The sequence below is a fragment of the Curtobacterium sp. MCLR17_043 genome, assembly GCF_003224215.1.
Lineage (GTDB): Bacteria > Actinomycetota > Actinomycetes > Actinomycetales > Microbacteriaceae > Curtobacterium > Curtobacterium flaccumfaciens.
In genome coordinates this window covers 1-26,844 of sequence record NZ_QKLH01000020.1, presented here as the reverse complement: position 1 = coordinate 26,844, position 26,844 = coordinate 1, and the positions used below count along the sequence as shown (strand labels likewise).

Genomic DNA, 26,844 nt, shown 5'->3' with positions numbered 1-26,844 from the left:
GAGAGTCCCCCTCGATCTGTCCGCACTCCCCCGGATGAGGTGCAGATCCGTCATCGAGCGTACAGGGAACATCCACAGGGAGACCGGCCGGGTTGTGGGCGACCGGCACCCGGCCGGAGGCACGTGGCGCGTACCGTCGAGGGCATGCGAGCCATCACGTTCGACGACGCTTCCATGTCCGTCACCGACCTGCCCGACCCGGAACCCGGCACGGACGAGGTCCTGATCGAGGTCGCCGCGGCCGGCGTCAACAACGCCGACCTGCAGCAGCGCGCGGGGAACTACCCGCCGCCGCCCGGGGCCTCGGAGATCCTCGGGCTCGAGGTCTCCGGCACGGTGCGGGCCGTCGGTGCGGGCGTCACGACCGTGGCGGTGGGCGACCGGGTGTGCGCACTGCTCTCCGGCGGCGGGTACGCGTCGCTCGTCGTCGCGCCGGTCACCCAGGTGCTGCCGGTCCCCGAGGGCGTCGACCTGGTCGAGGCGGCCGGGCTGCCCGAGGCCGCCTGCACCGTCTATTCCAACATCGGCATGCTCGCCGGGCTCCGACCGGGGCAGACGCTCCTGGTCCACGGCGGTACGGGCGGCATGGGCTCACACGCGGTGCTGTGGGCCAAGGCCCTCGGTGCGACGGTGATCGCGACGAGCGGCGGCGACCGCAAGGTCGCCGCGTCCCGTGACCTCGGCGCCGACCTGGTGGTCGACCACCGCACGGAGGACTTCGTGGAACGCGTCATGGCGTTCACCGACGGTGTCGGCGTCGACGTGGTGCTCGACGTCGTCGGTCCGTCCTACCTGGAGCGGAACCTGCAGGCCCTCGCCCCGAACGGGCACATCGCGGTCATCGCCTCGGGCAGCGGCCGCACCGCCGAGCTCGACTTCGGGGTGCTGATGCGGAAGCGCGCGACGATCAGCGGCACGACCCTGCGTCCACGGCCGCTCGCCGAGAAGGCCGCCATCGTCGAGGCGGTCCGCTACAACGTCTGGCCGCTGGTCGCCGACGGCCGGGTGCGCCCGGTCATCGACTCGGTGCTGCCCCTGGCCGAGGTCGAGGAAGCCCACCGCCGCGTGCGCGACGGCGAGGTGATCGGCAAGGTGCTGCTGACGCCCTAGGCGTGCACGCGGGCGAGGAACTCGACGAGCGCCGGGTGCTGCGGGTGGTCGAGGACGTCGGCGGGGGATCCCTGCTCGACGACCTCGCCGCGGTGCAGGAACACGATCCGGTCGGCGACGTTCCGCGCGAAGTGCATCTCGTGCGTCGTCATCAGGATCGTCGAACCCTGCCGCTTCAGCTCGGTGACCAGGTCGAGCACCTCGCCCACGAGCTGCGGGTCGAGGGCGCTCGTGACCTCGTCGAGCAGCAGGAGTTCCGGGTCCGACGCGATCGCCCGGACGATCGCGACGCGCTGCTGCTGCCCACCGGACAGGCGGTCGGGGTAGGCATCGGCGAACGAAGCGAGGCCGATCCGGTCGAGCAGCCGGCGCGCGGTGCCCTCGGCCTGGGCGCGTCCGATGCCGTGCACCTGGCGGGAGGCGAGCGTGACGTTGTCGAGCACGCTCATGTGCGGGAACAGGTTGAACTGCTGGAACACCACGCCGATGCGCGCTCGCACGGCGTCGACGGCGACGCGCGGGTCGGCGATGTCCGTGCCCTGCAGCAGGATCTCGCCGTCGTCGATGCCCTCGAGCAGGTTGACCGTCTTGAGCAGCGTCGACTTGCCGGAGCCGGAGGCCCCGATGACGCAGATGACCTGGTGGCGGTGGACCGTCAGGTCGATCCCGCGCAGGACCTCGTGCTCGCCGAAGGCCTTGCGCAACCCGCGCAGTTCGAGGACCGCGGCGTCCGTACCGGACGCACCACGGGCCTCCTGGCCGGCCTCGCTCATACGGTCCCTCCGATCTGCTCGCGCCGCTGCTGGCGACGCGCGATCGCGTCCGTGACGCGGATCAGCGGCAGGCTGATCACCACGAACAGCAGCCCGGCGACGAAGTACGGCGTGAAGTTGTAGGTCTCGGCCTGCGCGATCTGGGCGGAGCGGACCGCGTCGACGGCCCCGAGGATCGACACCAGACCGACGTCCTTCTGCATCGACACGAAGTCGTTCATGAGCGCCGGGGTGACCTTGCGGATCGCCTGCGGCAGCACCACGAGCCGCAGCGTCTTGGCGTGCGAGAGTCCGAGCGACCGGGCGGCCAGGCGCTGGGAGGGGTGCACGGCCTCCATGCCGGCCCGGAGCACCTCGGCGATGTACGACGAGTAGGTCAGGGTGATCGCGATCGTGCCCCAGACCTCGGCGGGGAGCCGCGGGAACACCCCGAGCCCGGGGATGCCGTAGCCGACCAGGTAGAGCACGATGATGAGCGGCAGACCGCGGAACAGGTCCGTGTAGCCGGTCGCGAGCATCCGCAGCGGGAAGAACACCGGGTTGCGCAGGCCGCGGACGACCGCGAGCAGCGTGCCGAACACGGCGACGCCGATGGCGCTGAAGAACAGGATCCGGACGTTCAGCCAGAGGCCCAGCAGGATGTCCGGGAACGTGTCGACCGCGGTCTGCGGGTCGAAGAACGACTGCTGCACCGCCGCCCAGCCGGGGGTATTCACGACGCCGAAGTACACGACGGCGAGCACGACCAGGGTGGAGACGACCGACACCACGACCGAGCGACGGCCACGCTGGCGGCGGTAGAGCCGACGCTCGAGCTCGACCTGGCTCGGCGCGGGTGCGGCGACCGGGGTGCCGGCCCCTGCTGGCAGGGTCATCCGGTTACTTCAGGACCGGCGTGCCGGTCTCCGACGACAGCCACTTGGTCTGCAGGTCCTGCAGGGTGCCGTCGTCGTCGAGGGTCTTCAGGGCCTTGTCGACCTTGCTCGTCAGCTCCGAGTCCTTCGGCAGGACGAAGCCGAACTGGTCGCCCTTGCCGTCGTCGGGGAACTGTGCGGACACGGTGCCGTCGTCGACCTGGGCAGAGGCCATGTAGAACGCCGTCGGCAGGTCGGTGACGATCGCGTCGATCTGCCCGGACTTGAGCGCGAGCACGGCGTCGTCGTTGGAGTTGAACACCTGCGGCGTGACCCCGAGGACGTCCTTGACGCTCGCGATGCTCGTCGAACCGGTCGCGACGCCGATCGCGTCCTGCTTGAGGGCAGCGATCGTGGTGTCGCCGGCGGCCTTCGACCCGGAGGTCGTCACGACCGCCTGGGTCGTCGTGTAGTAGGCGCTCGACATGTCGACGGCCTTCTTGCGCTTCGCGTCGATCGAGAACTGCTGGACGTTGAGGTCCCAGTCCTTCGGGCCCGGCGCGATGGCGCTGTCGAAGGTGCTGCGCTTCCACACGACGTCGGACTTGCCGTAGCCCATCTCCTTCGCGACCGCGTAGGCCACGGCGGACTCGAAGCCCTTGCCGGACTGCGGCTTGTTGTCCTCGACCCAGGGCGAGTACGCCGGGTCACCGGTGGCGATCGTGAGCTTGCCGTCGGTCACGGTGCCGTCGGCGTTGCTGCTGCCCCCGGCGGAGCAGGCCGACAGGGCGAGGGCGGCGACCGCGGCGGTGGCGACGGCGAGGGTGAAGCGGAGGTGACGGGTCACGGTCGGGCCTTCGTGCGAGGGGGGGGTGGGGGCAGGTCGAAGTGTACTTCGCAGTGGGATACCAACGCGACTCCGGGCGGCCCTGGTGCCCTGGTCTCGTGTCACACACCAGTCGACGGGTCGGGACCGGGCTGGTAATCTGGCGACGCAGGCTGAACCGGGCGCATGCTCGGCTGAGGTCTGAGATCAAGGGGCGTCCCAGCACGGGGCGCCCCCTTTCTGTTTCCAGACCGCCCCCGAACGCCGTCACGGCCAGACGACGACGGCGTCGCGCCGTGCGTTCGTCACCTCGGTGCGCCAGACGGGTCGCAGCTCGTCCCACATCGTCTCGTCGCAGACGCTGCCGGTCTTCGTGCCGGGCGCCTGGAACCGCCGGAACCCTGCGTACGCGACCAGGTCGGCCGCCTGGACGAAGTACGACGACCCCGAGTCACGAGGGACCGGATCCTCGACGAGCAGCGGCGCACTGACGCGAGAACCGCCCGGCGCGAAGCTGTGCCGACGGAAGCGCCGGTGGATCGCGCGGACCGTCGCGTCGTCGCCCGCGTCGTGCACCAGGATGATCGGCTTGCCGGATTGCTCGGACCGGATCCGCAGACGCTGGAGCAGGTAGGTCCACGCTCGGTCCTCGGGCCGGTAGTCCATCGGCCGGGCTTCCTTGTCGATCACCACCGCGAAGACCCCCGATGCCACGACGGTCAACGCACCGAGCGACCTCCTGAACACGTCACGCCGCTGGCCGTCTCCGAGCCCGAGGTCACGCAGGTCTCCTCGCCCACGCAGCAGCACGTTCGCCTTGAGCTCATGGCGCAGGAGGATGCCGTAGGTGTCACGGATCTCACGACGGACCCCCGTCAGCCAGTCGAGCCGATCGGTCCAGTCACCGCCCGGGACGAGCACGCACCCCAGTGTGTAGGTACGAGTCGCGCCCGGAGACGCAGCCGGGTCACCCTTGTCTCCGGTCTCGTCCACGTACGCGAACTCGAACGGCGCGTCGAGCGCCGCGCGAGCGAGGGCAGGGACACGACCGGACTCCATCCAGCCAACATACCAATGTGGTACGTCAGTCGGCCATCGTGAAGTCGTCGAACGAGAAGCCCGGCGACACCAGGCAGCTCAGCAGCACCTCGCCGTCGCCCGGGATCGTCCGCTGCCACACCCCGCCGCGCACGAACGCCTGCGCATCGTTCACCCGGTCGCGCCCGGCGTCCGGGCCGAGGGTGATCGTCGCGCCGGGCTCGGGGACGTCACCGTCGCCGCCGAGCTGCAGGTCGACGGTGTCCGGCCCGTGCCACATCCAGATCTCGTCGCTCGTGACCCGGTGCCAGGCGGAGGCCTCGCCCGGGGGCAGCAGGAAGTGGATCAGGGTGGCGGCGGGACGCTCCCCCGCGGGGGTGGTGACCGTCGCCGGCGAGGTCCAGGTGCGGACGTACCAGCCACCCTCGGGGTGCGGTTCCATGCCGAGGGCGATCGCGCGCTTCGGCACGTCGAGCCACTCGATCAGCTCACCGGTGACGGTTCGGCGTGCGGCCATGCCGGGGTGGGGTGCGGACTCGGTCATCGTTCCTCCTGGTGCGGTGCGGGGGTGTCCATGTGCGGTGAGCCCGGCTCGGTGACGACGCCCGCCGCGGCGCGGACGACCCCGCGGATCACGGTGGCGGCCGCCCGCCCGGCGCCGTCCTCGACGAGCTCGGCGAGCGCGTCCGGCACCGTGCGGGCGTCGACGTCGAAGACCGCCAGGTCGGCACGCGCCCCGACGGCGAGGTGCCCGATGCGGTCCGGCCCGACGGCCAGCCCCATCGCGTGCGCACCACCGAGGGTCGCCGCTGCGAGCAGCCGCTCGTGCAGGTCACGGTGCCCGTAGCCCTGGGCACGAGCGATGCGGTGGAGCGCGGTGACGTCGGCCATCAGGTCGAGGGACGGCGACGACGACAGGGAGTCGGTACCGATCGCGATGGGGCTGCCCTCGCGCAGGTAGTCGGCGACGGGCGGCGGGTCGAGGCCGATGACGGCGTTGGAGCGGGGGCACAGCGCCACCGCGGTGCCGCGCGCACGCAGGAGCGCCCGGTCGGCGGCGGTCATGTACACCCCGTGGGCGATGTGGCAGTCCGGCCCGAGCACGCCGAGGCGGTCCACGAACGCGGTCGCGCTGGCACCGAAGCCCAGGGCCCGAAGCGCCCGGAACGACGGCACGTTCGCCAGGTGCCAGTCGTTCCCGTGGCCGACGCCGTCGACCCCGTCGAGCCCGGGGACCGGACCGAGGGCGGTGCGCTCCCCCTCGAATGCCGCTTCACCGAGGTGCAGGTGCAGTCGCAGACCGCGCTGCCGCACGATGTCGGGGAGCTCGAGCAGCGGGGCGACCTCGAGCGAGTACGGCGCGTGCGGCGACAGGCCGGCACCGGGTGTCGTGGGGATCCGGTCGAGTTCGTCCAGCACCTGGTCGCGACCGTGCGACTGCCAGGCGTCGTTCTCCCAGTCCATCACCTCCCAGTACGCGATGCCGCCGAGCCCGGCGTCCTGCAGGGCGGTCGAGGCCTCGATGTCGGTGACGATGTCCGCGATGCTCGTGACGCCGGCCAGGATCGACGCCCGTGCACCGTCCGCGGCTTCGGCCCGCCAGTCGTGCGGTTCGGCGTAGTCGACGTTGAACGCTGCGGCCCAGTCCTCGAATCCGCTGTACTGCTCTCGGCCGACACTGGCCATGCCGGTGTACTGGAGGTGCGAGTGCGCGTTCACGAGTCCGGGCAGGAGCGCCCCCCGCCACTGCCGCTCGGTGAAGGTCGCGCCGGACCCGGTGAGCTGGTCGATGACCCACGACCGGTCGCCGACGTGCAGGATCCGGCCGTCCTGCACGGCGACCGAACCGTCCGCGATCGGTGGTGCGGTCATCGGGACGACGACGCGCGCCGAGTGCACCGTGACCGGCTGCTGTCGGGCGCTCACGACGGGGCTCCGAAACGGTGCGTCCGGACGTCCGGCTCGCGGTCCGCCGGGTGCTCAGCGGGAAGGCCGGGAGGCACGGGTCGGCTCCCGAAGGCGGCGAGCGCCGTGCGGGCGGTCACGTCGTCGACCGCGGGGTCGATCGGCACGACGGCACGCTCCAGCTCGTCGCCGCGCTCCAGGAGCATCCGGACGGCGCCGAGCTGCACGGCGAACGACAGGTCCATGATCTCGACCGGGTTGCCCTCGGCCGCGGTGATGTTGATGCAGCCACCGTCGTCGAGCACGATCGGCCCACCGTCGGACCCGGGGAACACGAACCGCTCGGCCTTCGGGCCCACGTCCTGGCGCTCGGCCCCGGCGGCGAGCGCGTCGTCCACGGCGATCTCCTGGTCGACCCCTCCGGCGACGGCGAGGACCGCACCGTCCGCGCAGGCACGGAGCACCTCGAGGTCGATGGTGTCCGGCACCCCGGTGGCGCTCATCACGAGGTCGGCGTCGCGCACCGCCTCGACGAGCGGGGCCACGGCGTACCCGGCGAAGCGCGCCTGCAGGGCGCGGACCGGGTCGGTCTCGGCGACCGTCACGCGGAACCCGAGGGCGGTGAGCACCAGGGCGACCCCCTCGCCGACGTGCCCGAACCCGGCGACCGCCGCCGCGCCTCCCGGGATCACCCGGTGGGTGCCGGACGCGAGCCCGTCGACCAGGTCGAGCACCGCGAACACCGTCGACTGCCCGGTGCCGTACCGGTTGTCGAAGAACGTCTTGGTGCGGGCGTCGTTCACCGCGATCACCGGGATGCCGAGCTCGCCGCGCGCTGCCAGTGCACGCAGGGGCCGGAGGCCGCTCGTGGTCTCCTCGGCGGCTCCGAGCATCGTCGGCAGCAGGTCGGGGCGTTCCTGGTGGGCGAGCCGGATGACGTGCGAGCCGTCGTCGAGCAGGATGTGCGGCGCGGTGTCGAGCATCGCGAGGGCCAGCTGCTTCTGCTCGGGGAGCGTCGCCGTGCTGCTCGCGAACACCGTCAGGCCGGCGGACCGCAGTGCGTCGGCGACGGCGTCGTCGGTCTCGTCGGCGTGGGCGTAGACGACGACCTCGGCGCCGGCGTCACGGAGGAGCAGGCTCAGCACCGCCGTCTTGGGCTCGAGGAACATCGCGACGCCGATGCGGGTGCCGCGCAGGAGTCCGCCGTCGCGGAGTTCCGCGGCGACCGACCGGGCGACCGGCATCGACCGTCGTGCCCAGCGCAGGCGGGCGTGGGCCGCAGGGTCGTCCTCGGGGTCGCGACCGGTGGACACCAGGAAGACGTCGTCGGAGAGCATCGGGACGGCGAGCACGCCGGGGCGGGCGGGTGCGACGGGGCCGAAGGCGTCCTCGTCGACGGCGGGCAGGTACCGGCCGGCGTCGATGACGACCAGGGTGGTGCCGCGTGGGCGGTCGGCGGCCTGCTCGACCGCAGCGGTCGATTCGCCGGGCGTGCCGAGGCACCAGAGCTGGTCGACGAGGTCGGACGACTGCCGCTGGTTCGACTGCCGCTGCGGCTCGGCTTCGCGTGCGCCGAGTGCGGTCAGCAGGTGCCGGAGCGCGTTGGCGTCACGGGGGTCGCCGCCGACGATGCGGAACCGGCGTGCGGCGACGATCAGGTTGGTCGCTGCGGCGAAGCGCCGGACGGCCGCCGAGGCCCAGGCCAGCGTCTCGGCGTCGGGTGCTGGCGGCATGTGCCAATCGTAGGGCGACCGGCGGCGGCGATAGGGCTCAGCGCAGGTGGCCGGGTCCTGGCGTCGTGTCCCAGCCGTCGGGTGTCGGCTCGGCCGGGGTTCGCCCGCGGTGGTGGCGGAGTACACCGACGAGCACGGCCACCCCGATCAGGCTCACGATCGCGAGCCCGATCACGTAGACGGTCGTCACGATCCCGCCGACCGCCGCGGGGACCATGCCGTACTGCGCGGCCGAGAACGGGACCCCGGACACGACGAACGCGATCAACGTCGCGATGGTGCCGTTCGCGTCCCACAGCCCGTGCAGCACCGAGACCACCACGTACGCGACGATCGGCGGCCACGACCAGTGGAAACGGGCACGCCCGGTGGCCGCACCGAAGAGCACCGCACCGAGGATCGCGGTCCAGAGCACGTGCCCGACCGGCGCCAGCACCGCGCGGACCACCTCGGTCTGCAGGAGCGACGCCAGGTCGATCCCCCGGGCCGTGATCGCCGCGTTGAAGGCGTAGCCGGCGGACTCGAACGCGGCGAACCCGGCACCGATCGTCGCGCCGAGCAGCGCACCCTGCCTCGCCGTCTTCGGGCGGACGCGCCACCCCACGACGACGAGCAGGACGCCCTTCACGAACTCCTCGACGAAGCCGACGACCAGGTACAGCCCCGCTCCCTGCTCCAGGTCGGCCTCGAGCAGTGACGCCCCGAGCACCCCGAGGATCCCGCCCACGAAGAACGCCGTGACGAGCTGCATGGTGCTGACCGTGCCGGTGACCCGCTCGATCACGAACAGCACGACGGTGAACGGCACGAGGAAGCTGCCGAGGAGGATGATCGTCGGCACGAGGTTCGTGTTCTGCGTCGACACCGTGACGATGATCGTGACGACCCACAGCACGAAGCCGACGAGCAGGGTCTTCCACCACCAGCCGTGGCGGTGGTGGGGGTGTGCGACGGGCGTGTCCCAGGGCAGGCTCATGGGCACATCGTGCTCCGGGCAGGGCGAGGGGTGTCACGGGAATGCCCGGGGGCGCTCCGACGTACTCTCTGCACATGAGCGATGCGACGACTGCCCCCGACCGCGTGACCATGTTCGGTGCCGACTGGTGCCGCGACTGCCGTCGGTCCAAGGCGCTGCTCGACACCCTCGGCGTGGACTACGAGTACGTCGACGTGGAGCAGGACCTGTCCGCGGCCGACCGTGCCGAGGCCATCAGCGGCCGGAAGAACATCCCCGTCGTGGTGCTGCCCAACGGCAAGCACTTCGTCGAGCCGTCGGACGCCGAGCTGCGGGCCGAACTCGAGGCCTCGGGCGTCGTCTGATCGGCGCTCGCCGACGCGACCCCACGCGCTGCGCGACACCTCGCGCGCCGCAGCGTCCGTGACGTGTCGCTGAGCGCGAAAGGTCGCCGCACCGGCGGCACCGGCCGCACCGGGCGGACATCGGATGAATCGGGCATCATGATCGCGTGATCATCGACGCTCACCACCACCTCTGGGATCCCGCCGACCGGTCGTACCCCTGGATGGACGACTCGGTCGCTCCGATCCGCCGCCGGTTCGACGTGGACGACCTCCGCACCGCCGCCGGGAGCACCGACGTCACCCGGACGATCGTCGTGCAGGCCGTGCACGACCCCGGCGAGACCGCCTGGCTCCTCGGGCAGCCCGAGCCGGTCGTCGGGGTCGTCGGCTGGGTGGACCTGACCGCCCCGGACGTCGTCGACCGGCTCGCCGCCCTCATCGCGGGACCGGGTGGCGACCGACTGGCCGGCAACCGCCTCGTCGGCATCCGCCACCAGGCGCACGATGAACCGGACCCGGACTGGCTCGCCCGCCCCGAGGTCGTCCGCGGGGTCCGTGCGGTGGCCGCCGCCGGTCTGGTGTTCGACGTGCTCGTCCGAGCGCGTGAGCACCGCGCTGCCCTCGCGCTGCTCGACGCCGTGCCCGAGGGATCGTTCGTCCTCGACCACGCCGGCAAACCCGACATCGCGGGCGGGGCCCCCGGGTGGGCGGCCCGGATCGACGACTTCGCCGCACGGCCGAACGTGGCCTGCAAGGTGTCCGGACTGTTCACCGAGGCCGGACCGGAGTGGCGACAGCAGCCCGTCGACCGGTACGTGCGTGCCGTGGTCGAGCGGTTCGGCCCGGAGCGGTCGCTGTTCGGGTCGGACTGGCCCGTCTCGACGCTCGCCACGACCTACGACGACGTGGTGCGGCGGACCACCGACGCGCTGGCCGACCTGACCGCGGACGAACGGCAGTCGGTGCTGAGCGGGGCGGCGGAGCGCACGTACCTGCATGGGAGGACCCTCAGCGCCGGCGACCTTGTCGGCAACCCGGCGCAGACATAGGATGTCTCTGGTTGCGCCGGTGCAGCCGGAGAGCGAGGAACGATGCAGTTCGCACGACTCGGCCCCGCGGGCGGCGAGATCCCCGTCGCGGTCGACACCGACGGCGAGGTCCTCGACCTCCGCCCGATCACGACCGACATCGGCGGGGCCTTCCTGGCGTCCGACCCGGTCGCCCGCGTCCAGCACGCGCGGAGCGCCGGGGACCTCCGAGCGCTGCCCGACGCCGAGGGTCTCCGCCGCGGAGCACCGGTGGCCCGTCCCGGCAAGGTCGTCTGCATCGGCCTGAACTACCGCGACCACGCCGCCGAGACCGGCGCCGAGATCCCGACCGAGCCGATCGTGTTCATGAAGGACCCGATGACGGTGATCGGCCCGGACGACGAGGTCCTGATCCCCCGCGGCAGCGAGAAGACCGACTGGGAGATCGAACTCGCCGTCGTCATCGGGCAGACCGCCCGCTACTGCGACTCCGACGAGGCCGCGAGCGCCTGCATCGCCGGCTACGCCATCGCCAACGACGTCTCCGAACGCGCATTCCAGCTCGAGCGCGGCGGGCAGTGGGACAAGGGGAAGTCCTGCGAGACGTTCAACCCGCTCGGCCCGTGGCTGGTCACCCCCGACCAGGTCGACCCGGCGGCGCTCGCACTCCGGCTCACCGTCAACGGCGAGGTGCGGCAGGACGGCACCACGGCGGACATGATCTTCCGACCCGTCGAGATCGTCCGGTACCTGTCGCAGTTCATGGTGCTGTACCCGGGCGACGTCATCAGCACGGGCACCCCGGCCGGGGTCGCCCTGGCTGGGCACGCGCCGTACCTGCAGCCCGGCGACGTGGTCGAGCTCACCGCCGACGGGCTCGGCTCGCAGCGCCAGACAGTGGGAGCAGCCTGATGACCGACACCACCGCGACCGGGATGCCCAGCACCCACGCGGGTCTCCGCGCGATCGTCACCGGCGGCGCCTCCGGTATCGGCGCGGCCATCGCGGCCGCACTGCAGGAGCGCGGCGCGGCGGTCGCCGTGCTCGACCTGCAGCCGTCCGCTGCCGACGGACTCGTCTCCGTCACCTGCGACGTGTCGTCCGACGAGTCCGTCCGTGCCGCCGTCGCGTCGGCCGTCGACCAGCTCGGCGGTCTCGACGTGCTCGTGAACAACGCCGGCATCGGCGCCCAGGGGACGGTCGAGGACAACTCCGACGACGAGTGGCGCCGCGTGTACGAGGTCAACGTCCTCGGCGCCGTTCGCCTGTCCCGCGCCGCGCTCCCCCACCTCCGAGCGTCGGACAGCGCGAGCATCGTCAACACGTGCTCCGTCGCGGCCACCGCCGGGCTGCCCCAGCGGGCGCTCTACTCCGCCACGAAGGGGGCGATCTCCGCACTCACCCGCGCGATGGCCGCCGACCACGTCCGCGAGGGCATCCGCGTCAACGCCGTCAACCCCGGCACCGCCGACACCCCGTGGATCGCGCGACTCCTGTCGTCCGCGGACGACCCGGCCGCCGAACGCGCCGCGCTCGAGGCACGCCAGCCGCACGGACGTCTGGTGCAGGCGGCGGAGGTCGCCGAGGCGGTCGCCTACCTGACGAGCCCGCTCGCCCGGTCGACGACGGGCGTCGAGCTGGCGGTCGACGGCGGGATGCAGGCGCTCCGGCTGCGGCCGGCCTGATGGTCGTCCCGCGGCTCCGCCGCACCGGCCTGGAGGCCCGTCCCGGGTATCGTCGGGACGTCCCGTCGCGCACGCGGCCGGGTCCACAGGAGGTGGTGACGTGGCGTCGTTGACCGACGATGCGATCGCACGCATCCAGCAGATGATCGTGAGCGGCGAGCTCCAACCCGGCCAGCGCCTCCCGCCCGAGAAGGAACTGAGCGAGTCGCTCGGGCTGTCGCGCAACAGCCTCCGTGAAGCGGTGAAGGCGCTCGAGCTGATCCGCGTGCTCGACGTCCGACGGGGCGACGGCACCTACGTGACGTCGCTCGAACCGGGCGTCCTCCTCGAGGCGGTGTCGTTCGTCGTCGACATGCACCACGACCGGTCGCTCGTCGACCTGCTCGAGGTGCGCCGCATCCTGGAACCGGCGTCCGCCGTCCTGGCGACGGCCCGTGCCACGGAGCAGCAGATCGACGAACTCGCGACCCTGATGCAGTCCGTCGGCGAGGACACCGGCGTCGAGGACCTCGTCGCCCACGACCTGCTGTTCCACTCGACCATCGCGGGCATCGGCGGCAACCAGTACCTGTCCGGGCTGCTCGACGCACTGTCGAGCAAGACGGTACGGGTGCGGGTGTGGCGCGGACTGACGCAGAACGGGTCGGTGCAGCGCACGCTCGACGAGCACGCGGCCATCGTCGACGCCATCCGGCGCCGGGATCCGCAGCTCGTGCAGGCCCTCGTCGTGTCCCACGTCGAAGGTGTCGAGCGCTGGTTGCGGCGCTCCCTCGACTGAACCCGACAATCCTCCCAGGAACCTCGGAGTTGTGTCGGTCCTCGGCCCTGACTCCGGCAACCATGCCGCGGCAACCGCACCCACGAGGAGGACACCGTGCTCGGTCTCATCATCAGCTTGATCATCATCGGACTCATCGCCGGCGCTCTCGCCCGGCTCATCATCCCCGGCAAGCAGAACATCGGCATCCTCATGACGATCGTCCTGGGCATCGTCGGCTCGTTCGTCGGCGGGTTCCTCGGCTACCTGATCTTCAACCACGACGGGAACGACGGCTTCTTCCAGCCCGCCGGCATCATCGGCTCGATCATCGGCGCCATCATCGTGCTGTTCATCTACACGCGCGTCGCCGGCCGCGGTTCGCGCCGCTAGGCACCACGCTGCCGGTCCGACCGGCGCACCACCGAAGTCACCCCGAACCACGCAGACGCGTGGTTCGGGGTGACTTTCGTCGTACGTGGCGTCACATCGCGAGCAGGCCCGCTGCACGCAGGTCGTCCCAGAGCGCCTCGGGCACGACGGCGGCGGCCCGGGCGACGTTCGAGCGCACCTGGTCGGCGGACTGCACCCCGAGCGCGATCGCCGCGACCGCCGGGGCCCGACGCGGGAACGCCAGCGCGGCCTCGGGCAGCGTGACCCCGTGGCGCTCGCAGACGTCGGCGACGGAATTCGCCCGCGCGAGCAGCTGCGCGGAGGCCTCGGCGTAGTCGTAGGTCGCACCCGCCGAAGGGCGCTCCTGCCCGAGCAGCCCCGAGTTGTAGACGCCGACCGCCACGACCGCGACGCCCAGCGACGCGCACCGGTCGACGAGCGCCGCCGCCGGTTGCTCGAGCAGGGTGTACCGCCCGGCGAGCATGACGACGTCGCAGAGCCCGGTGTCGACGGCCGCCGACAGCGCCTCGACGGAGTTCGACCCGACGCCGACCGCCCGCACGACGCCCTCGTCGCGGAGCTCGGCGAGCGTCGGCAGCGCCTGGGTCAGACCGTCGGTGAGTGAGTACACGTCCGGGTCGTGCAGGTAGGCGACGTCGACGTGGTCGAGCCCGAGGCGGCCGAGCGACTCGTCGAGCGAGCGCCGCACGCCCGACGGCGACGGGTCCCACTGCCGCACGGTGTCGTCCGGCACCGCGAAACCCCCGGACGCCAGGTCGTCGCCGTCACCGCGCCCGGGCACGAGCACCCGCCCGACCTTCGTCGACACGAGGAACTCCTGCCGGGGCCGTCCGGCGAGCGCCGCCCCGAGCCGCCGTTCGGACAGGCCCAGGCCGTAGTGCGGGGCGGTGTCGAACCCGCGCACCCCGGCGTCCCACGCGGCGTCGACCGTGGCGCGGGCGTCGTCGTCGGACACCGGACGGAGCAGGTTGCCGATGCCGGCCCCGCCGAACCAGAACGGGCCACGGTCCAGGTCGAGATCGGTCACGGGTCCACCTGATCCGCGTGGTGCACCTGGTCCGCCAGCGACCAGACCCGCGGGACCCCGTCGTCGTCGCCCGAGTAGTCGTCGTCCGCCTCGAGCAGCGGGTTGATCGTCTCCTGCCACTCGGCGTTGACCGGGTCGTCGGCGAGCGCCCGGCGCATCGCCCGGTGGTCCTCGACCTCGATCAGGTGGACCAGGTCGAGCCCGTCCCGCCAGATCGTCCAGTCGTGCACGCCGGCCTCGCGCAGTCGCGCCGCGAGCGCGGGCGGGACCGAGGCGTGCACGGTGTCGTACGCCGCCTCGTTCCCGGCCCGCAGTCGCGTCCGCGTCAGGATCCGCTGCATCAGTCGCGCAGGAACAGCTCGACGACGGGCACGGCGACGTCGGGCCGCACGATCGGCAGCGTCAGGGTGAGCGTGCCGGCGGGCTGACCGCCGAGCCCGGTGTTCTGCGCCCGAGTGCCCGGCGGGATCTCGCGGAAGTGGATCTCCGATGCGTCGTTGAGCAGCTGCGCGTACGCCACCCGGCCGGCGAGGTCGGGCAGGTGTACGTGCTCGAACGGCCACGCGAACAGGTGCAGGTACAGGCGGTTGCCGTTCTGTGTGTAGACGGTGTTCCGCGGGGCGACGAACCGCGACGGCCCCGCCCCGTACACCGAGCGAGCGTGCTGGTGCATCCACGTCCCGATGCCGTCGAGTGTCTGCCGCGAGACCCCGTCGAACTCGCCGCGACCGGTCGGGCCGATGTTGAGCAGCATGTTCCCGTTGTTCGAGACGCCGTCGACGAGCATGCGGACGAGCAGGTCGACCGGCTTCAGGTTCAGGTTGTCGCGGTCGTAGCCCCACGAGCCGTTCAGCGTCTGGCAGGCCTCCCACGGCACCGGGACGCCGTCGACCTCCATCGGCTTGTCGGGCTGGTACTGCTCGGGGGTGACCAGGTCACCGGGGATGTCGAGCCGGTCGTTCACGATGATGCCGGGCTGCAGCCGCTTCGTCAGCGCCATGAGCTCCTCGGACCCCCACTCGTCCCGGCCCTTGCCGCCCCAGATGTCCTCGTGGTCGTTGTCCCGGTCCGAGAAGTCGTAGAACAGGTAGTCGATCTGCCCGTAGTCGGTGAGCAGCTCCTCGACCTGACCGTGGAGGTACTCGCGGTAGCGCGACATGTCGCGGCCCTCGTTGAACGCCTCGATCTCCTCCGGCGAGTCGTCGCGCCGGGGGTGCACGCCGTCGACGGTGAAGTCCGGGTGGTGCCAGTCGATGAGCGAGTGGTAGAAGCCGACCCGCAGCCCTTCGGCACGGACGGCGTCGACGAACTCGCGCACGATGTCGCGGCCGAACGGGGTGTTCGTGGACTTGTAGTCGGTCAGGGCGGTGTCCCACAGGCAGAAGCCCTCGTGGTGCTTCGTGGTGAGGACGACGTACTTCATCCCCGCTTGCCGTGCCCGACGTGCCCAGTCCGCGGCGTCGAACAGGTCCGGGTCGAAGTGGTCGAAGTACTTCTGGTAGTCCTCGTCGGTGATCCGTTCGCGGTTCTTCACCCACTCGTGCCGTGCCGGCAGGGCGTACAGCCCCCAGTGGATGAACATGCCGAACCGGTCGTGGGAGAACCACGCGGGGAACCCCGCGGAGTCGGTCGCGGTCTGCGGCTCGGCAGGTGCGGTGATGGTCATGAGGCCAGTGTTCCTTTCAGTGGAGGGCGAGGGGGGACGGTCGGCGGTGTCACCGGCCGCCGAGACCGCTGGTGACGATCCCCTTGACGAGGTGCTTCTGGAGCAGGATCAGCAGGACCACCGTGGGCAGCATCGAGATCACCGAGGCCGCCATCACGAGGTTCCACTCGGAGCCCTGCTGCCCGAAGAACTGCTGCAGGCCGAGCGGGATGGTGCCACGGGCCTCGACGTCGTTGACGATGACGAGCGGCCAGAGGAACGAGTTCCAGTACGCGATGAACGAGAACACGGCGAGGACTGCCATCGTCGGCCGGGCCAGCGGGAGCATCACCGAGAAGAACGTCCGGATCGCTCCGGCACCGTCCACCCGGGCGGCGTCGTCGAGTTCCTGCGGCACGGTGAGGAAGAACTGCCGCACCAGGAACGCGCCGAGTGCCGTGAACGCCCACGGGATGATGAGCGCCTGGAACGTGTCGACCCACCCGAAGCCCTGCATCATCACGTACATCGGGATGACGAGGACGTCCTGCGGGATCATCAGCGTCGCCAGGAACAGGACGAACACCGTGTTCCGGCCGCGCCACCGCAGTCGCGAGAACGCGTAGCCGGACAGCACCGCGACGGCGACGTTGATCGCCGTGCCGGCCGCGGCGACGAAGACACCGTTCAGGATGAACCGGGCGAACGGCAGGTACGTGAACGCCTGTGCGTAGTTGCCCCACTCGATGGACGAGCCCCAGAGCGTCGGCGGGGTCGTGAACACGTCGGCCGACGGCTTCAGACTCGTCGCCACCATGTAGATGAGCGGCGAGACGAACAGCAGGGCCACCAGACAGAGCAGCACGTAGCCCACCGCGTGGCGCACCCGGCCGGTCTGCCGGTGTGTGCGGGGCAGCGCGGTCAGACCGGCGGCGGGAAGAAGAGCTGGAGCCGCAGCATTCTCGTTTACTGGGACATGTATGCCGGGTACCCCTCGGCTCAAAACAAGATTCAGACTGTGCCGGCAGCAGGTAAGCCCACTCTGAGCGGTACCGTGACGAGCCAGCAGCAACGCGGTGCGTTCAAGGAGCCCAAGGAAATGGCGCATTCCCTCTTCCGCCTGACCGGGGGCGCGAAGGGCACCTCCTATCTAGTTGGTAGGTACAAGGGTTACAACGGCTCGGGATCTGTGAAGATCGAGGACCTGGTCGTAGATGACCCCACCTATAAGATCCACAAGGTGCTTGGCGTCGGTTCCAACGTCGCCTCTCACCGTTTCCACTGCAGCTCATGTGGCAAGCGGTGCTGGTACCCGAACAAGAAGGAGGCTGGCATCTAGCCATCCGCAGATTCGATATCCCGGTAGCGAATACAACCTGCCGGGGTATCGAATCTTGTGACCATCTCGAGGCGCTTACTCACGGTCAGTGAGCCCAGCAGGTGGTCGTCTCTTGTGTTCCTGAGAGTGACCAAGAGTTCTTCTCCGGTACTTGCCGCTGAGACCATCCGCCAAGGGTCCGTTCCGCGGCCCCAGACTCCCAACGTTATAGGGAGGGCAAGCCGGACCACTTCTGGCTCAAGTCCCCACTGGCCGGGATGCGTCTCCTGCAGCTCTCCCGCCAGTCGATACTCCCGTGTGGCGGGATCGTAGGAATCAAGGTCACCAGTGTTCCGGTCCTCCGCTCGCCAAGCCCCAGTCAATGGGTTTGCCCCACACGTCGTACTCCGCGAGCTGGCTGCCGTATTGTTCTGTTGCCGTGAGTTGTACGGGTTGGTACCGTCGAGGAGCGACTAAAATCGGGAGCACTTCTGAAATTAGCAACTCCGCGGATGATGGCCCGAAAATCGCCGGTGAGTCCTGCATTGTACCGGCGGTGAATGCAAAGTCCTGTGGTTCCGACATGGGTCTCCTCCTGAGTCGACGAGCGGGATCAGTAGCACTGATGGGAATTCGATGGGGGCTGATGCCTGTACGGGGTCCGCGACAAGTCTTGTATCCCTACGGTTGCGAGAGGTCTCGTCGGCGGCGAGATCGTGCAAGCGAGTTCCGCGAGAGTCCGAGGGACGGCGAGTCTCGCAACTATGTGTCGCAAGTGTGGGCCATGATCGCTGTCATGAAGGTTGGTTGTGAGACAGTTGCCGCATCGTGGTGAAGCTGATCGGGTATGCGCGCGTGTCGACCCGGCAGCAGGACACCGATCGGCAGGAACAGGATCTGCTTGCCGCGGGAGTGCGCAGGGATGACCTGTACGTCGACCAGGGGGTGTCCGGGGCTCGTGCCTCGCGCCCAGCGTTCGACCGGGCGCTGGACGCGCTGCACGACGGGGACACGTTGGCGGTCACCACACTCGACCGGCTCGGCAGATCCACGATCGACATGCTCAGCTTCGCCGCGCAGCTCCGTGACCGGAACGCGGGGCTCCGCGTGCTAAATCTCGGTGGTGGCGATGTCGATACGGCAACGCCGATGGGGTCGATGGTGTTCTCCGTCATGGCGGCGCTTGCGCAGATGGAACTCGAGATCAAACGTGAACGGGTTCGTGACTCGGTGACGAAGCGCCGCACCGCCGGTCAGGACCTCGGCGGCCGCCGCGCGGTGTTCACCGACAGCCAGGTCCGCGCCGCGATCCGGCTCCTCGATGCCGGCGAGTCGGCGTCCCAAGTCGCCCGCGACCTCGGCATGTCCCGCGCCACCCTGTACCGGCGCATCCGCCTCCTGCAGTCAAGTGATGCCGGATGAGCAAGCGGACGGCACTCAAGGATCGGCCGGAGGTTTCGCGGCACCTGCACGAACACATCATCGTCACCCGGAACGAGCTGGACGCGTTCGTCAGCGACGATGACGCTGTGCAGCTGCTGGTCCTCGCCGAATTGCGGTCGCAAGCTGCGGACCAGGAGGCAACGCTGGTCCTCGCTCTCGAAGCGGCCACCGTCACAATCCTCGCAATCATGCTCTCCCGGGTCCCGACCTCCGGGAGTGCAACAGCAAACCTTGGGTCTGGGTGGGTTGGAACTGCTGCATTTGCGATCGTGTGTGTCGTGCTGGCCGCGGTGGCCGTAGCGCTGGCATTGCCGTCAGTGAAGCGTGCGGTGCTCGGCAACCGGAACCGCGCTCGCGCCGTGGTCTGGCTTGGTGCCTATGAGCAGGCGCTTGCAGAGCGCCCGTCGGCAGCCTCGACGGCAACCTCACGACGACAGTGGTTCGCGCGACGTCCCCGACGATGAGTCCCGAACAAGCTAGGGCGACACCAGGCGAAGCGAACGAGCCGATGCCGATTGTGATGATGCCCTACTCCTCGCAATCGCTGCGCGGCCTGCTCATAGGCTTGCGCCGTGCAGATCACAGACTTCTCAGGGGACCTGACCGGCTTTGGGCTGACGCTCGTCCTCGTTGGTGGGGCCCTCGCTCTCCTCAACGTCATCACGTGCATCGTGCTCATCTGGGCAGGGACGCTGTACATCGACAAGGCGCGCGGAGCTGCGCCCGGCAGCACTCGCCATGAGCGCGAGCGTCCACCAGGGCGGCGAGCCGCACAGTCATGAGTTCGGGAGTGACCTGGGTCGCAATCGCGGCTCTTGGGCTGTCGGTTGTGTCCCTCGCTTGGCAGATTGGGGCCGCAGTCTGGCGGCTAGGCCGGATCAAGGTCGGCCTCGTTCGTGCTACCCAGTTCGACTTTGACGAGGAGACACTCGTGAAACGGGGTGACACCATCGTCGAGTTCACCTTGACGATCTCCAATTCAGGAGCCAGTGGGGTGACGGTCTACGACGCCGGCCTCCTCGAACTCGAGCAGGGAGTCTCGACTTCGTTGAAGCTGATGCAGATGACGAACCGAGAGCAAGCGGAGAGGGGTGGGCCGGAGCAGCGCGCGCAGTACGTGGGCCCGGACCTGCCTGTGGAGGTGCCGGCCCGAGGCGTCGTGGAATGGCAGTTGCTTGATTCGTTCACCGCGAAGTCACCAGCTGATCGGCAGTACCGCGGTTACGCCGAACAGTATCGAGCAGGTCGCTCTCATAAGGCCACGTACTCGATGCATACGATGCCCCGCGGCATGCAGTACGACCCGGACTAGTTGGGCGCAGGGACGCTTTCACTCGGCGAGGTCAGACCGGCCGAGAATCAGCTCGCGGGACTGGTCATGACTTCGAGCGCGCTGAGCGATCTCGACGTAGCCGTTCCGCCACCGGGGCCTGGATGGACGACCCTCCTCGAGCGACAACGCGGCGCCCATGCGGGACGCCATCACGACATGTAGCGCTGCGAAAAGGGCGACACCGAGCAAAGCTGCTCATACCTCGCGGCGTTCGATCGAACGCTCGAATGTCCGGTAGAGGATTCTTGATCGAACAAAAGCGTTGCGATCAGGTGGGCCTGTCGTTGTTGCCGTATCCGGATCGTGAGCCTTCGATGGCGCTGTCGAGCATCCGGGCCCAGATGGCTCGAGAATCTGGGCTGAGGTCGCCGCCTTCGTTCAGGAGCCAGTGGCTCGCGGCGACGGTGACGCCGCTCATCAGTGAGCCGACGAGCAGATCCACTTCGAGCCGGTTCCAGCTCGGGTAGCGGGTAGAGACGTGCTCGGCCATGTGCAGCGAGGTTCGATCCATGATTTGTCGGAGGAGGGCTTCGTGGCGGGGTGATGCTTGGTCGCCTCTCCCGACGACTGCTCCAACGGACAGGATCACGTCGGGCATGCTCGTCGCTCGGAGCGACTGCGACACCTCGTTGAACACGGCCGCACGCGATCCGTCAGTTGCCGGTGCCGCTGACGTGGCCTCGTCGAAGGTCGCCCAGGCGTTCTCGAACTGCTCGACGCTCGCGGTCACGAGCACGTCTGAGACCGAGGGGAAGTAGTTGAACACCGTCGCCCGTGAGACGTCGGCTCGCTCCGCGAGCTCTTCGACGGTGAACGTGGGGCCTCCGCGCTCGATGACCAGTGCCGTCGCGGCGTCGAGGATCGAGCGCCGCGAGCGTGCCTTCAACATCTCGCGACGACCTTGAGGGGGAGCAGAGGAACTCATGCGCTCAGCCTAGTCGTCTATAGGTAGACGGCATCTATGTTTAGACGTAGTCTCCTCGTTGAGTGGGTCGCTCCACAAGGAAGGGCATCATGAAGGCGCACGAGCAGTCGCCCAAGATCCAGGCAACCCGTGAGCCAGGCGCCGGCGCTGACTGGTCCCGACGGTTCCGGTGGGTGTGGACTCTCGCGGCTGTCGTTGCGGCGGTCCTCGCTGGGTTGGTGGTGCTGCTCGCGGCGGGGAACCTCGTTCCCGCGGCGACGAACATTGTGACGCTCGGCGGCACGATGGCCTGGGCGAGCTTCGCGCCTCACCTCGTGATCGTCAGCGTCGTGGCGGCTCTTCTCTGCATTCCTCTCTGGCGGGCCAGGCGGCGCCCGGTGCTCCGGGGCATCGCCTCCGGGCTGGTGGCCGTGGCGCTCGTCGCCTCGACTGCCATCACCGCGTCGCTGGTGAACGCTGCGATGGAGAACGGTGGGTCCGTCAACCTGGCCCAGTCGTTGGCGACGACGAACCCGCCCGTGACCCCGACCGAGATCACGACCTACGTCACCGCCGACGGGCAGCCCCAACAGGCCCGGATCTACGAGCCAGCGGGTGGCCCGGAAGGGGCGCCGGTGATGATGTACATCCACGGTGGTGGCTGGTACATCGGTACCGCCGAGGAGTCGGACAGCATGGCCCAGCGGTGGGCTGACGAGGGCTGGTACGTCGTCAACGTCGACTACCGTCTCGCAGACGCCGAGAACGCGACGTGGGACAAGGCCCCGGCCGACGTCGCGTGTGCACTGACCTGGACGGACCAGCTGGCGGAGAAGGTCGGCGCGGACACCAGCAAGCTGACCGTCATGGGCGACTCCGCCGGTGGGCACCTGGCCATGCTCCTCGGGTGGTCCGCCGCCGCCGGGAGCGCCGCCTCCACCTGCCCCGAGCTCGGCGACGTGCCCGTTCCCGACGCTGTCGTGGCTGGCTACCCCGTGAGCAACATCGAGTACACGTACGAGGACGGCGCAGCGCCCCTGGCCGCCTACAACCCGCAGGAGTTCACGCGGTTCTTCCTCGGCGGGGCACCGGCGGAGTTCCCTGACCGTGCCCGCGCGGTCTCGCCCTCCACCTACCTCGGCGCGGACACCCCGTCGACTCTCGTCCTCCAGCCCGAGAGGGACGACTTCATCCCCGCCGAGGGCAACGACGAGGTCATCGAGGAGGCCCAGGACGCAGGCGTCGACGCCACGATCGCCCAGGTGCCGTTCGCCTGGCACGGGTTCGACGCCACCCGCGACAGCATCGGCGGACAGATCAAGACGACCGTGACGACGAACTGGCTCGCGGAACGCAACCTCGCACCCTGACCGCAGCGCACCACCACCCGCACCACCTGCTGGCACCACCATCGGGCCGGCACCACCCACCCCGCAGACTGATCGAGAGGCACCAGGAACATGCACGAGCACGACGCAGCACCACGATCGGCACGAGAGCACCAAGGCGGCACCGGCGCCCACCCGGCGCGGTTCGCCAAGGCGCGCACCGCTGCCGCTGTCGTCGCGGCGATCATCGGAGGGATCATCGCCCTCCTCGCACTCGGGACCGCGTTCGGGCCGGGTGAGTTCCTCGGGACCCTGGCATCGGCCTTCGCGTGGTCGTTCTTCGGCCCCCAGTTCGTCGTGCTGAGCGTGATCGCGGCTCTGCTGTGCATCCCGCTCTGGCGGGCGAGGCGCCGCCCTGTGCTGCGGGGCGTTGCCTCGGGCCTGGTGGTCATCGCACTCGTCTCCTCGACCGTCATCACCGGGATCATGGTCAAGGCCGCGTCGGACAACGGCGGCTCGGTCAACCTCGCGCAGGCGTTGACCCTCTCATCGTCGCCCGAGGGGCCGGATGAGGTCACGGCTTACGTCACCGTCGACGGTGAGCAGCAGCAGGCGCGCGTCTTCGAGCCCGAGGGTGGTGCCGAGGGTGCTCCGGTGCTGATGTACATCCACGGCGGCGCCTGGTACATGGGCTCCGCGGAAGGCTCCGACCAGATCGCCCGCTCCTTCGCCAGCAAGGGCTTCTACGTCGTCAACATCGACTACCGCCTCTCCGACGCCACCGACCCGACCTGGGACAAGGCCCCCGCGGACGTCGCCTGCGGCCTGGCCTGGACCGGGCAGCAAGCTGCCGCCGCGGGTGCCGACACCGACAAGCTCACCGTCATCGGCGACTCTGCCGGCGGGCACCTGGCCATGCTCCTCGGCTGGTCCGCCGCCGACGGCGCCGCCGCGTCCTCGTGCCCTGAGCTCGGAGACGTGCCCGTCCCCGACGCCGTCATCGCCTCCTACCCGGTCGCCGACCTGACATACACGTCCGAGAACGGGACCGCGCCTCTCGGAGTCGACCCGGAGGAGTTCATCCGGGACTTCCTCGGCGGCTCCCCGGCGGAGCAGCCCGAGCGACTCGAGGCGGTCTCCCCGCTCACGTACGTCTCGGACAAGACCCCGCCGACCCTCATCGTCGAGCCCGAGCGGGACGACTTCATCCCCGCAGCAGGCAACTACGCCGTGGCTGACAAGGCACGTCAGGCCGGGGCCGACGTCACGGTAGCCCGCGTCCCCTTCGGCTACCACGGCTTCGACAGCCTGCCGGGCAGCGTCGGCGGCCAAACCCGCAGCAGCATCGTCGTGAACTGGTTGCAGGGGCTCGACCTCGCTCCCTAGCTCCGCACGCGCACAGGGCGCCGCTTCGGTCACGACGACCAGAGCGGCGCCTTCTGCACGCAGGGGCGTCACCGGCGAACAGCACGGAGAGGTGCAGGAGATGGAGGCACCTCGAACCGGACGCCGATTCCCGCTAGGCCCCGTGTTCCAGAAGAACCCGGGGCCGACTTGCGGCCTAGGGCCCCTGTCGCTGCTGGGGTGCGAGGTCGCGCTGCTCCAACCAGGTCTTGGTGACGCTGTTCTTCACCTGCCCGCCGAGACTGCCCTGGAGGGCGTCGAAGGCATGCCACGCGAACGGGACGGAGACGATCCTCGCGTCGACACCCGCTTGCTGGGCGGTCTTGATCGAGCGATAGTTACCCTCGGCCGGGATGAAGTCATCCCGGTCAGGCTGCAACACCAGGGTCGACGGAGTGTTCGCACTAAGGTAGGCCAGCGGGGAGATGGCCCGCAGGCGGTCTGGGAACTCGGCCGGCGTACCACCGAGGAAGAGGTGCGTGAACTCCTGAGGATCGATCCCCGGAACCGGGGCGACGCCGTGGTCGTAGTTGTATTGGACGTCGATCGCGGGGTAGCTCGCCACGATCGCGTCGGGCACGGGAACCTCACCCTGATCGGCGCACGTCGACGCCGCGGCACCGTCAGCGGCAGACCAGCCGAGGAGCACGGCCAGGTGACCACCAGCGGAGTCGCCCATGATAGTGAGCCGGTCGTTGTCAGCGCCGGCCTCGGCTGCGTGACGGTCGGTCCAGGTGAGAGCGCACGCAAGATCGGCCGGCGCCTTGTCCCACGTCGGCTGCCGCGTGCTGGAGAGGCGGTAGTTGACGCTGACGACGTACCAGCCCTCCGCCGCCCAGTGCTGGGCTGTGGACTCGGACTCCTTGGCGGAACCCGTCTCCCAACCGCCACCGTGGACGTACATCATCACCGGCGCGCCCGCAGCGCCGCCCTCGGGCTCGTACACACGTGCCTCTAACGGCTCGCCGCCGGCGGTGACGTAGGTGGTGACCTCGGTCGGAGGCTCCGTCGGCGTCGAGAGCGTGACGGCCTGAACGAGATCCACGGATCCGCCGTTGGAGGTGACGGCCATGGCCAACGAACCGGTGATGAAGGTCGAGGCGGCCAGGGCGAGCGCCGCAGCCCCGGACGCGATGCCGCGGAGCACGGGTCGTCGCCGCGCCCGCCACAGCGGGATCGTCAGCAGCGCAGCGACCAAGCTGACGAGGACCAGGTGTGGGGCTGCGCTTGCCCACACGTAGGTGCCGGCGAGCGTGAAGATGTTCGACGACGCCGGGAACAAGTTCGCGGCAGCAAGGAGTGTCACAACGACTCCGAGCGCGGCAGCTACTACGGCGGCAAGCGTCCACAGGCGGGGAAAGCGCGTGCTCGAGCGCGGGGCGACGGAAGGCAGCTGGGGCATGCGGGATCTTCTTTCAGAAATCGTGCGCTAAGTCGAGCGGTATGGACTAAGTCTAAGGTTCGACGTAATCTAAATGACTGTCATGTGAGCTTTTGGAGGAACGAGAGCTGGCCGGTGTGGCGCACCTCCGTCGGCTGTCGGTGGCAATCGGAGTCAGAAAGCTGTCAAAAACGATCGATTCTGGGTGGACAGGCCCGAGGGTCAGAGCGGTCGGCCAGAAACCCGTAGATCGGGCGCCCGTTAGACGATCGGCTACCGGTCAGCGCCATGGAGGCCTCCTGGCCGTATCCGCTTACGGCCATGCGGACCGACGCGCCACAGCTGGGAGCAACCGGCGCGTGGTTGATCGGCTGCCCGAGGCGCCAGGCGGCGGGGTGAGGGTTTCGTTGAAGCGTCGCCAGCCACGCCTAGGCGCCTTGAGTCGTCATTGACTACTATCGACAGAGGAGGATCGCGATGAATACGAAAGCACAACGCGCAGCGCACTTGACGAGTCAACTGCGCCCGCACGGCGTCGGCGCAGGTCACTCCCGGTGGATCTTCCGCTCCCCAGTCCGCTCTCAGGACTCCGGCTCGGACCAGCTGCACGCGTTCGCCCTGCTGCGCAACGACCACGCAGCCGCAGCGTCGCTGAGGGCAAAGCGCGCTCGGACCGCACAGCACAAGACTGCTCGTTGAGCCACTGGGTCGATGGAGACGCGGTCCACCGACTGTTCAACCGGGCTTCACCTGCGCACCACTTGCCGTGATGCGCGGCAGAGGAACCGCGGCTCGTCCCTACCAATCCGAGCCGTGGGCAGCCGACGTTGAAGGCGTCATCCGTAGTACCCGACTGCCCGCTCGCGGTTCCCAGTTCACCAGACTGTTGCTCGCTGACGACGCATCTTCCCCGACCCTCCAGGCGGCCCTCATCGGTGCCGTCGGCTCCCGCAAAGACACGTACGACTTCGCCATCGTTGCCCTGGCCCGAGACGTGCGAGTAGCACAAGCCGGCGTTGGCGACGACATGCTCGCTGACTTCGACAGCTGGTGCCGGACCCACGCGGACGGCCGCGAGACCCTGGAACTCGCCGCAGCAATCCACGTCGACAATCTCCCAGCGCAACGACTCGCCGCAGGCAACGGCTGGGAGGAGGGCATAAACCTTGACGGCGACAGGCGCTACGCCTACTGGGGGAAGCAGCTCCAGGTCTGACGCCTGGCCGCATAGTTCCCAGGTCGGTAACCGATTGCTTCGGGTCCACGGAGTCGTTCGTTCACTGAGCGCAACTCACCCGCGGTGGGTGTCGTCGACGCACGTGCGGTAGCCGATCGGCTACCGAGATGGGCGCGATCGAGTTTGCTGTCGTTGTGTCGCTGCGTGTGCGCACAACGGTCCGTTAGCTTTCGACTGTGAGTGACATACGCGACCTGCGCGAATCGATCGACCAGCTGACCGCGTCCATGTGGGGGGGGGGCAGGGATTGGCCGAGCTTCGTGTCCACGCTGGTCGCGACGCTTGCTGGTGCCGGCGTGGCGGCGGGCGTTGCCTGGCTCATCCTGCGGCGCGAGCGCTCCGACCGGTATCGGGAGCGAATGTATGGGGCGATGGTGGCCCTGTCTCTTATACACATCT

The 26,844-nt window shown here is 69.5% G+C and carries 30 protein-coding genes; 16 read left to right on the top strand and 14 right to left on the bottom strand.

What is annotated here, in order from left to right:
- Positions 1 to 144 precede the first annotated feature (144 nt).
- Complete coding sequence (locus DEJ03_RS16215) at positions 145 to 1,110, top strand: NAD(P)H-quinone oxidoreductase (RefSeq protein ID WP_110865422.1); 966 nt, start codon at positions 145 to 147, stop codon at positions 1,108 to 1,110.
- Here the strand turns inward: DEJ03_RS16215 and DEJ03_RS16210 are convergent.
- The 8 genes from DEJ03_RS16210 to DEJ03_RS16175 all read right to left on the bottom strand — a co-directional run bounded on the left by DEJ03_RS16210 (position 1,107) and on the right by DEJ03_RS16175 (position 9,215).
- Entirely contained in the window at positions 1,107 to 1,883 is a 777-nt protein-coding gene (locus DEJ03_RS16210) for an amino acid ABC transporter ATP-binding protein (RefSeq protein WP_110865421.1), read from the bottom strand. The genes DEJ03_RS16215 and DEJ03_RS16210 overlap by 4 nt on opposite strands.
- Positions 1,880 to 2,758, bottom strand: a complete 879-nt coding sequence (locus DEJ03_RS16205; protein ID WP_071404033.1) for an amino acid ABC transporter permease — start codon at positions 2,756 to 2,758, stop codon at positions 1,880 to 1,882. Before DEJ03_RS16205 ends, DEJ03_RS16210 begins: the two co-directional genes overlap by 4 nt.
- Positions 2,759 to 2,762: 4 nt before the next feature.
- Positions 2,763 to 3,584 carry an ABC transporter substrate-binding protein gene (locus tag DEJ03_RS16200; protein ID WP_110865420.1) on the bottom strand — a complete coding sequence of 274 codons (822 nt, stop codon included), beginning with the start codon at positions 3,582 to 3,584 and terminating at the stop codon, positions 2,763 to 2,765.
- Positions 3,585 to 3,830: 246 nt separating this feature from the next.
- Entirely contained in the window at positions 3,831 to 4,622 is a 792-nt protein-coding gene (locus DEJ03_RS16195) for a DUF3800 domain-containing protein (RefSeq protein ID WP_071404035.1), read from the bottom strand.
- A 25-nt stretch (positions 4,623 to 4,647) separates the two neighbouring features.
- The gene (locus DEJ03_RS16190; RefSeq protein ID WP_244993246.1) at positions 4,648 to 5,145 is read right to left on the bottom strand and encodes a cupin domain-containing protein; all 498 of its coding nucleotides are present in this window, start codon (positions 5,143 to 5,145) and stop codon (positions 4,648 to 4,650) included.
- Positions 5,142 to 6,527, bottom strand: a complete 1,386-nt coding sequence (locus DEJ03_RS16185) for an amidohydrolase family protein (protein WP_258370885.1) — start codon at positions 6,525 to 6,527, stop codon at positions 5,142 to 5,144. Before DEJ03_RS16185 ends, DEJ03_RS16190 begins: the two co-directional genes overlap by 4 nt.
- On the bottom strand, positions 6,524 to 8,239 hold the full coding sequence (locus DEJ03_RS16180) for an adenosylhomocysteinase (protein WP_110865419.1): 1,716 nt from the start codon (positions 8,237 to 8,239) through the stop codon (positions 6,524 to 6,526). The genes DEJ03_RS16185 and DEJ03_RS16180 overlap by 4 nt, the downstream gene beginning before the upstream one ends.
- Before the next feature lie 37 nt (positions 8,240 to 8,276).
- Positions 8,277 to 9,215, bottom strand: a complete 939-nt coding sequence (locus DEJ03_RS16175; protein WP_110862378.1) for a PrsW family intramembrane metalloprotease — start codon at positions 9,213 to 9,215, stop codon at positions 8,277 to 8,279.
- Positions 9,216 to 9,289: 74 nt separating this feature from the next.
- Here DEJ03_RS16175 and DEJ03_RS16170 point away from each other — a divergent pair, with 74 nt between their 5' ends.
- The 6 genes from DEJ03_RS16170 to DEJ03_RS16145 all read left to right on the top strand — a co-directional run bounded on the left by DEJ03_RS16170 (position 9,290) and on the right by DEJ03_RS16145 (position 13,404).
- Positions 9,290 to 9,559 carry a glutaredoxin family protein gene (locus DEJ03_RS16170; RefSeq protein WP_017888006.1) on the top strand — a complete coding sequence of 90 codons (270 nt, stop codon included), beginning with the start codon at positions 9,290 to 9,292 and terminating at the stop codon, positions 9,557 to 9,559.
- Positions 9,560 to 9,705: 146 nt separating this feature from the next.
- Positions 9,706 to 10,590: an amidohydrolase gene (locus tag DEJ03_RS16165; RefSeq protein WP_110865418.1), complete on the top strand. Its 885-nt coding sequence runs from the start codon at positions 9,706 to 9,708 to the stop codon at positions 10,588 to 10,590.
- 42 nt (positions 10,591 to 10,632) lie between these two features.
- A complete protein-coding gene (locus DEJ03_RS16160; RefSeq protein ID WP_110865417.1) occupies positions 10,633 to 11,481 on the top strand; it encodes a fumarylacetoacetate hydrolase family protein in 849 nt (282 codons plus the stop codon).
- Positions 11,481 to 12,254 (top strand): SDR family NAD(P)-dependent oxidoreductase, encoded by a 774-nt coding sequence (locus tag DEJ03_RS16155; RefSeq protein WP_244993256.1) that lies wholly within the window; start codon positions 11,481 to 11,483, stop codon positions 12,252 to 12,254. The genes DEJ03_RS16160 and DEJ03_RS16155 overlap by 1 nt, the downstream gene beginning before the upstream one ends.
- 100 nt (positions 12,255 to 12,354) lie before the next feature.
- Complete coding sequence (locus DEJ03_RS16150) at positions 12,355 to 13,032, top strand: FadR/GntR family transcriptional regulator (protein WP_110862381.1); 678 nt, start codon at positions 12,355 to 12,357, stop codon at positions 13,030 to 13,032.
- A 96-nt stretch (positions 13,033 to 13,128) separates the two neighbouring features.
- On the top strand, positions 13,129 to 13,404 hold the full coding sequence (locus DEJ03_RS16145) for a GlsB/YeaQ/YmgE family stress response membrane protein (protein ID WP_110865416.1): 276 nt from the start codon (positions 13,129 to 13,131) through the stop codon (positions 13,402 to 13,404).
- A 91-nt stretch (positions 13,405 to 13,495) separates the two neighbouring features.
- Here DEJ03_RS16145 and DEJ03_RS16140 read toward each other — a convergent pair whose 3' ends face one another.
- Genes DEJ03_RS16140 through DEJ03_RS16125 form a run of 4 tightly spaced genes read right to left on the bottom strand, consistent with a single transcriptional unit; the run spans position 13,496 to position 16,983 of the window.
- A complete protein-coding gene (locus DEJ03_RS16140; protein WP_110865415.1) occupies positions 13,496 to 14,452 on the bottom strand; it encodes an aldo/keto reductase in 957 nt (318 codons plus the stop codon).
- Entirely contained in the window at positions 14,449 to 14,793 is a 345-nt protein-coding gene (locus DEJ03_RS16135) for an L-rhamnose mutarotase (protein ID WP_110865414.1), read from the bottom strand. The genes DEJ03_RS16140 and DEJ03_RS16135 overlap by 4 nt, the downstream gene beginning before the upstream one ends.
- Positions 14,793 to 16,118 (bottom strand): alpha-L-fucosidase, encoded by a 1,326-nt coding sequence (locus DEJ03_RS16130; protein ID WP_110865413.1) that lies wholly within the window; start codon positions 16,116 to 16,118, stop codon positions 14,793 to 14,795. The genes DEJ03_RS16135 and DEJ03_RS16130 overlap by 1 nt, the downstream gene beginning before the upstream one ends.
- Positions 16,119 to 16,167: 49 nt before the next feature.
- On the bottom strand, positions 16,168 to 16,983 hold the full coding sequence (locus tag DEJ03_RS16125; protein ID WP_164941182.1) for a carbohydrate ABC transporter permease: 816 nt from the start codon (positions 16,981 to 16,983) through the stop codon (positions 16,168 to 16,170).
- On the opposite strand from DEJ03_RS16125, the gene DEJ03_RS18080 reads away from it, so the two are divergent.
- From DEJ03_RS18080 to DEJ03_RS16115, 5 genes are all read left to right on the top strand, one after another.
- Entirely contained in the window at positions 16,975 to 17,436 is a 462-nt protein-coding gene (locus DEJ03_RS18080) for a hypothetical protein (protein ID WP_181422760.1), read from the top strand. The genes DEJ03_RS16125 and DEJ03_RS18080 overlap by 9 nt on opposite strands.
- Positions 17,437 to 18,243: 807 nt before the next feature.
- The gene (locus DEJ03_RS16120; RefSeq protein WP_110865412.1) at positions 18,244 to 18,837 is read left to right on the top strand and encodes a recombinase family protein; all 594 of its coding nucleotides are present in this window, start codon (positions 18,244 to 18,246) and stop codon (positions 18,835 to 18,837) included.
- A complete protein-coding gene (locus DEJ03_RS17760) occupies positions 18,834 to 19,322 on the top strand; it encodes a hypothetical protein (protein WP_146237764.1) in 489 nt (162 codons plus the stop codon). The genes DEJ03_RS16120 and DEJ03_RS17760 overlap by 4 nt, the downstream gene beginning before the upstream one ends.
- Positions 19,323 to 19,430: 108 nt before the next feature.
- Positions 19,431 to 19,640, top strand: coding sequence for a hypothetical protein (locus DEJ03_RS17755; protein ID WP_146237763.1), 210 nt, complete (start codon positions 19,431 to 19,433; stop codon positions 19,638 to 19,640).
- A gap of 8 nt (positions 19,641 to 19,648) precedes the next feature.
- Positions 19,649 to 20,170 carry a hypothetical protein gene (locus DEJ03_RS16115; protein ID WP_110865411.1) on the top strand — a complete coding sequence of 174 codons (522 nt, stop codon included), beginning with the start codon at positions 19,649 to 19,651 and terminating at the stop codon, positions 20,168 to 20,170.
- Between the two features lie 289 nt (positions 20,171 to 20,459).
- Here the strand turns inward: DEJ03_RS16115 and DEJ03_RS16105 are convergent, their stop codons facing one another.
- Positions 20,460 to 21,116, bottom strand: coding sequence for a TetR/AcrR family transcriptional regulator (locus DEJ03_RS16105; RefSeq protein ID WP_110865409.1), 657 nt, complete (start codon positions 21,114 to 21,116; stop codon positions 20,460 to 20,462).
- Positions 21,117 to 21,493: 377 nt separating this feature from the next.
- Between DEJ03_RS16105 and DEJ03_RS16100 the strand changes: the two genes are divergently transcribed.
- Together DEJ03_RS16100 and DEJ03_RS16095 are read left to right on the top strand one after the other, a co-directional pair.
- Positions 21,494 to 22,465, top strand: coding sequence for an alpha/beta hydrolase (locus tag DEJ03_RS16100; protein ID WP_181422758.1), 972 nt, complete (start codon positions 21,494 to 21,496; stop codon positions 22,463 to 22,465).
- Positions 22,466 to 22,555: 90 nt separating this feature from the next.
- Entirely contained in the window at positions 22,556 to 23,809 is a 1,254-nt protein-coding gene (locus tag DEJ03_RS16095; protein ID WP_110865407.1) for an alpha/beta hydrolase, read from the top strand.
- 175 nt (positions 23,810 to 23,984) lie between these two features.
- On the opposite strand, the gene DEJ03_RS16090 is transcribed toward DEJ03_RS16095, so the two are convergent.
- Positions 23,985 to 25,229, bottom strand: a complete 1,245-nt coding sequence (locus tag DEJ03_RS16090; protein WP_110865406.1) for an alpha/beta hydrolase — start codon at positions 25,227 to 25,229, stop codon at positions 23,985 to 23,987.
- Positions 25,230 to 26,094: 865 nt separating this feature from the next.
- Between DEJ03_RS16090 and DEJ03_RS16085 the strand changes: the two genes are divergently transcribed.
- The gene (locus DEJ03_RS16085; protein ID WP_110865405.1) at positions 26,095 to 26,424 is read left to right on the top strand and encodes a hypothetical protein; all 330 of its coding nucleotides are present in this window, start codon (positions 26,095 to 26,097) and stop codon (positions 26,422 to 26,424) included.
- 197 nt (positions 26,425 to 26,621) lie between these two features.
- The coding region (locus tag DEJ03_RS18140; RefSeq protein ID WP_220034152.1) for a hypothetical protein at positions 26,622 to 26,844 on the top strand (223 nt) is incomplete at its 3' end.

Coding starts and splice junctions, on each gene's coding strand:
- DEJ03_RS16215 (WP_110865422.1), top strand. CDS start 145: ATGCGAGCCATCACGTTCGACGACGCTTCCATGTCCGTCACCGACCTG.
- DEJ03_RS16210 (WP_110865421.1), bottom strand. CDS start 1,883: ATGAGCGAGGCCGGCCAGGAGGCCCGTGGTGCGTCCGGTACGGACGCC.
- DEJ03_RS16205 (WP_071404033.1), bottom strand. CDS start 2,758: ATGACCCTGCCAGCAGGGGCCGGCACCCCGGTCGCCGCACCCGCGCCG.
- DEJ03_RS16195 (WP_071404035.1), bottom strand. CDS start 4,622: ATGGAGTCCGGTCGTGTCCCTGCCCTCGCTCGCGCGGCGCTCGACGCG.
- DEJ03_RS16190 (WP_244993246.1), bottom strand. CDS start 5,145: ATGACCGAGTCCGCACCCCACCCCGGCATGGCCGCACGCCGAACCGTC.
- DEJ03_RS16180 (WP_110865419.1), bottom strand. CDS start 8,239: ATGCCGCCAGCACCCGACGCCGAGACGCTGGCCTGGGCCTCGGCGGCC.
- DEJ03_RS16175 (WP_110862378.1), bottom strand. CDS start 9,215: ATGAGCCTGCCCTGGGACACGCCCGTCGCACACCCCCACCACCGCCAC.
- DEJ03_RS16170 (WP_017888006.1), top strand. CDS start 9,290: ATGAGCGATGCGACGACTGCCCCCGACCGCGTGACCATGTTCGGTGCC.
- DEJ03_RS16160 (WP_110865417.1), top strand. CDS start 10,633: ATGCAGTTCGCACGACTCGGCCCCGCGGGCGGCGAGATCCCCGTCGCG.
- DEJ03_RS16155 (WP_244993256.1), top strand. CDS start 11,481: ATGACCGACACCACCGCGACCGGGATGCCCAGCACCCACGCGGGTCTC.
- DEJ03_RS16135 (WP_110865414.1), bottom strand. CDS start 14,793: ATGCAGCGGATCCTGACGCGGACGCGACTGCGGGCCGGGAACGAGGCG.
- DEJ03_RS16130 (WP_110865413.1), bottom strand. CDS start 16,118: ATGACCATCACCGCACCTGCCGAGCCGCAGACCGCGACCGACTCCGCG.
- DEJ03_RS17760 (WP_146237764.1), top strand. CDS start 18,834: ATGAGCAAGCGGACGGCACTCAAGGATCGGCCGGAGGTTTCGCGGCAC.
- DEJ03_RS16105 (WP_110865409.1), bottom strand. CDS start 21,116: ATGAGTTCCTCTGCTCCCCCTCAAGGTCGTCGCGAGATGTTGAAGGCA.
- DEJ03_RS16095 (WP_110865407.1), top strand. CDS start 22,556: ATGCACGAGCACGACGCAGCACCACGATCGGCACGAGAGCACCAAGGC.
- DEJ03_RS16090 (WP_110865406.1), bottom strand. CDS start 25,229: ATGCCCCAGCTGCCTTCCGTCGCCCCGCGCTCGAGCACGCGCTTTCCC.